The sequence below is a fragment of the Pseudomonas sp. Sample_24 genome (genome assembly GCF_004307605.1).
Taxonomy (GTDB): Bacteria; Pseudomonadota; Gammaproteobacteria; order Pseudomonadales; family Pseudomonadaceae; genus Aquipseudomonas.
Genome location: NZ_RCNW01000397.1, coordinates 1 through 4,051, shown reverse-complemented (window position 1 = coordinate 4,051; position 4,051 = coordinate 1). Strand labels below are relative to the sequence as shown.

Below are 4,051 nucleotides of genomic sequence, written 5' to 3'. Positions count from 1 at the left end.
GTGTCGCCATCGTTGACGGCGGTCAGCAGGGCTTCGCCTTCGTTGCCGAGGAAACCTTGAATGGTCTTGTGCGCTTGCGGCGACAGGCGGCCCTGGTCGAGCAATTCCTGAACGGCTTCGGCCACCGGGCGATAGTTCTCGCTCTCGGCGCGGAAGGCGTGCAGGTCATGGAAGCGGTTCGGATCGAGCAGGCGCAGACGGGCGAAGTGGCTGTCCTGGCCGAGTTGTTCCGGCGTTGCGGTCAACAACAGTACGCCGGGAATGGTTTCGGCGAGTTGCTCGACCAGCGAGTATTCAGGGCTGACCTGATCTTCGTGCCATACCAGGTGGTGCGCTTCGTCGACCACCAGCAAGTCCCAGCCGGCGGCGAACAGTGCGTCCTGGGCCTTCTCGTCTTCCACCAGCCATTCCAGGGCCACCAGCGCGAGCTGGGTGTCTTCGAACGGGTTGGAGGCATCGCTTTCAATGAAGCGCTCTTCGTCGAACAGTGCGACTTGCAGGTTGAAGCGCCGGCGCATTTCCACCAGCCACTGGTGCTGGAGATTTTCCGGCACCAGGATCAACACGCGATTGGCGCGGCCCGAGAGCAGTTGGCGATGGATCACCAGACCGGCTTCGATGGTCTTGCCCAGGCCTACTTCGTCAGCCAGCAATACCCGCGGTGCAATGCGGTCGGCCACTTCACGGGCGATGTGCAATTGGTGCGCGATCGGCTGCGCACGTACGCCACCCAAGCCCCAGAGGGAGGACTGCAACTGGCGGCTGGTGTGTTCGAGGGTGTGGTAACGCAGGGAGAACCAGGCTAGCGGATCGATTTGCCCGGCGAACAAACGGTCGCTGGCCAGGCGGAACTGAATGAAGTTCGACAGCTGGGTTTCCGGCAGGGTAACCACTTCGTTCTGCGCGTTGAGGCCGTGGTAGACCAGCAGGCCATCGACGTCGTCGACTTCGCGAACGGTCAGTTTCCAGCCTTCGAAGTGAGTAATCGAGTCACCCGGCGAAAACCGTACGCGGGTGAGGGGCGCATTCCTTAGCGCGTACTGGCGGGTGTCGCCAGTGGCCGGATAGAGCACGGTCAACAAGCGGCCGTCCTGTGCCAGAACGGTGCCCAAACCCAGCTCGGCTTCGCTGTCACTGATCCAGCGTTGCCCCGGTTGATACTGCTGCGCCATGCTGCCTGACTCCCACCTTGAAAAAGCGGGCTATCTTAACGGAATCAGGTCTCCAGACCAAAGGAATACCTGTGTGGGAGGTGCCGTAGGCTGCGTTTTTTTGATCCGCGTGGCCTGAACAAATCCTAGCTTGCGACCGTTAAGGCAGTGTCGATTGAGTCACAGTTTGCGACCGATGGCTCAAGTCGCCATTTGCGCAGCCGACAGCCTGCTGACAGGAGACCAAAAAATATGCTGCCACCGATGCTTCCCTTGAGTGCCGTGCCGATCACCTCTCAGCACGACCCGGTCCGCCCGCGCCCGGACATAGCACCCGTGGTGCCCGTGCAGGAAAGCTCCACGGACAGCACCATCGACCTGAAAAAGCGTGACCCTGAAGAAACCGCCTTGCTACTGCGCGAAGAACAGCGGCGCAAGCAGGAACAGGAAAGACGTCGCCGTGAAGCCGACGAAGACCCTGAAGCGCATCTGGCCATCCCAGGGGACGAACTCAATGCCGACAACACCGTACCGGTGGCGCCATTGATGGAAGATCAGCCCCGCCAGGGATTGTGGGTCGACATCGAGATTTGAGCGAGTGGCTGGTCAGCGCTGTCGCCAGACCGCATTATTGGCGCAAACCTGCCTCGGCAGCTGAATTCATTTGCCAGTGATGCACTGAACGCCATGAGCCAAGACGACAAACTGATCGACCTCAACGCCGAACGCGCCAAGCGTGTCCATGACCTCAACGAAAAACGCCTTAATGAAGTGCGTCAGGCGTTCGAGCAAGCCATGCCGCTGGGCAAGGCGAAGAAAAAACCGAAGAACAAACCGAAAAAACGTTGAATCCCCCGTCATCGGTTGATGCAGGTCAGTTTTTCCCCTCCTTTGAGCCCGGTCTCGGGCAACATTGATCCCGGTCAATTCTTTCTCCTGCCCGTTTGGGTAACTTAGCCCTATCGCAACAGGGCAACAGCAGGAGACGCGTCATGTTTTTCGACAACGTGGTGATCGCCGGAGTGCTGACCGTCAGCCTCATGTTCGTTTTTTTTGCAGGATTCGGATTTTTTATCTGGAAGGATTCGCACAAGCGGAAAAAACCGTAGGTCTTTCTGGATGAAATGAGCACGCAAGGCATTTTGGGCAACTTCGGTTGCCCTTTTTTTTGCCTGCGATTCCTTGAAGTTGATCGTTCCCACGCTCTGCGTTCTTGATCGTTCCCACGCTCTGCGTTCTTGATCGTTCCCACGCTCTGCGTGGGAATGCCGCCATGGACGCTCTGCGTCCAATTCTGACGCGGAGCGTCACGGGATTCATTCCCACGCAGAGCGTGGGAACGATCATCCGGTAATAAAAAAGGCGCGGTCCTTGCGGAGCGCGCCTTTTTCGTTCGGCAGCTGATCAGCTGCCGAGTGCCTTCGAGGCCAGCCAGAACAAACCGGCCGACAGGGCAACCGTGGCTGGCAGGGTCAGCACCCAGGCCAGCAGGATGGTTTTGACGGTGCCGCCTTGCAGACCGCTTTTGTTGGCGACCATGGTACCGGCCACGCCTGAAGACAGCACGTGGGTAGTGGACACCGGCAAGCTGAAGATGTTGGCCATGCCGATCAGGCTGGCAGTGGTGATCTGCGCCGACATGCCCTGGGAATAAGTCATGCCCTGCTTGCCGATTTTCTCACCGATGGTCAGAACCACGCGTTTCCAGCCCACCATGGTGCCCAGGCCGAGGGCCAGGGCCACCGCCAGAATCACCCAGAACGGCGCGTATTCGGTGGTGGTGGTCAAGTCCTTGCGCAGCTTGTCCAGGTCAGCCTTTTCACGGGCGGGCAGGCCTGGCAGCTTGCTGACTTTCTTCGCGGTGTCATCCAGGCAGAGCAGGTAGCGGCGCACTTCGATGCGGCTTTCCGCCGACAGCGAGCGGTAGTCGGCTACGCCCTTGAGGGTGCCCAGCAACGCGTTGATGGTCGGTTCGGTCTGCTGCGGGTTGCAGCGGAATTTCTCCGGCAGATCACCTTCCACGCTTTTGCCCAGTGCCAGGAACTCGCCGAGGGTTTCGGCGTTGCGCTGGTAGAACTGATTCAGATGCAAGGTGGCATCGCGGGTGCGTTCGATCTGGTAGGTGGTGCTGTTCAGATCAAGGACGAACTGCGCCGGCACGATACCGATCAGCACCAGCATGATCAGGCCGATACCTTTCTGGCCATCGTTGGAACCGTGCACGAAACTCACGGCCATGGCGGAGATCACCAAGACCAGGCGATTCCAGAACGGTGGGTGCTTTTTGTCATCGATCTTGCGGCGCTGTTCCGGCGTCTTGTGCATCTTCGACAGCGGACGCCACCATTTCAGGCCGATCAGAATCAGCGCTGCAATCAGGAAACCTGCCATCGGCGAGAACACCAGCGACATGGCGATATCGATTGCCTTCTGCCAGTTCACGCCATCGGCCAACGGAATCTCGTTGATCAGGGCGTTGGCCAGGCCTACACCGAGAATCGAGCCGATCAGCGTATGGGAGCTGGAAGCGGGGATACCGAAGTACCAGGTGCCCAGGTTCCAGGCGATGGCGGCGGCGAGCAACGAAAACACCATGGCCAGTCCATGACCGGTGTTCACATTGATCAGCAGCTCCACCGGCAGCAAGTGGACGATGGCATACGCCACGCCAACGCCGCCCAGCAACACGCCGAGGAAATTGAACACACCGGAAAAGAACACCGCCAGATGAGGCGGCATCGCTTTGGTGTAGATAACAGTGGCTACCGCGTTAGCGGTGTCATGAAATCCGTTGATGAACTCGAAGGCGAGGACAAAAGTCAGGGCGAGCAGGAGGCTCACTAGCACCCAAGCATCCAGTCCGCTGAATAAATCGATCATGAAGGTTTTCTGACCCGGTC

Annotated in this window: 5 protein-coding genes; 3 read left to right on the top strand and 2 right to left on the bottom strand. The window is 59.1% G+C overall.

Annotated features, from left to right (window positions below):
• Window positions 1-1,172, bottom strand: a 1,172-nt coding sequence (rapA, locus tag D8V06_RS23010) for an RNA polymerase-associated protein RapA (RefSeq protein ID WP_130931879.1), incomplete at its 3' end; no start/stop codon positions are given.
• A 231-nt stretch (window positions 1,173-1,403) separates the two neighbouring features.
• Here rapA and D8V06_RS23005 point away from each other — a divergent pair.
• The 3 genes from D8V06_RS23005 (at window position 1,404) to ccoM (ending at window position 2,260) form a co-directional block, all read left to right on the top strand.
• Window positions 1,404-1,745, top strand: coding sequence for a hypothetical protein (locus D8V06_RS23005; protein WP_056856106.1), 342 nt, complete (start codon window positions 1,404-1,406; stop codon window positions 1,743-1,745).
• A gap of 93 nt (window positions 1,746-1,838) precedes the next feature.
• The gene (locus D8V06_RS30470; protein WP_008074569.1) at window positions 1,839-2,000 is read left to right on the top strand and encodes a hypothetical protein; all 162 of its coding nucleotides are present in this window, start codon (window positions 1,839-1,841) and stop codon (window positions 1,998-2,000) included.
• A gap of 143 nt (window positions 2,001-2,143) precedes the next feature.
• Window positions 2,144-2,260, top strand: a complete 117-nt coding sequence (gene ccoM / locus D8V06_RS31050) for a cytochrome c oxidase subunit CcoM (protein ID WP_056856105.1) — start codon at window positions 2,144-2,146, stop codon at window positions 2,258-2,260.
• A 295-nt stretch (window positions 2,261-2,555) separates the two neighbouring features.
• Here ccoM and D8V06_RS23000 read toward each other — a convergent pair whose 3' ends face one another.
• Complete coding sequence (locus D8V06_RS23000; RefSeq protein WP_056856104.1) at window positions 2,556-4,031, bottom strand: inorganic phosphate transporter; 1,476 nt, start codon at window positions 4,029-4,031, stop codon at window positions 2,556-2,558.
• Window positions 4,032-4,051: the final 20 nt, after the last annotated feature.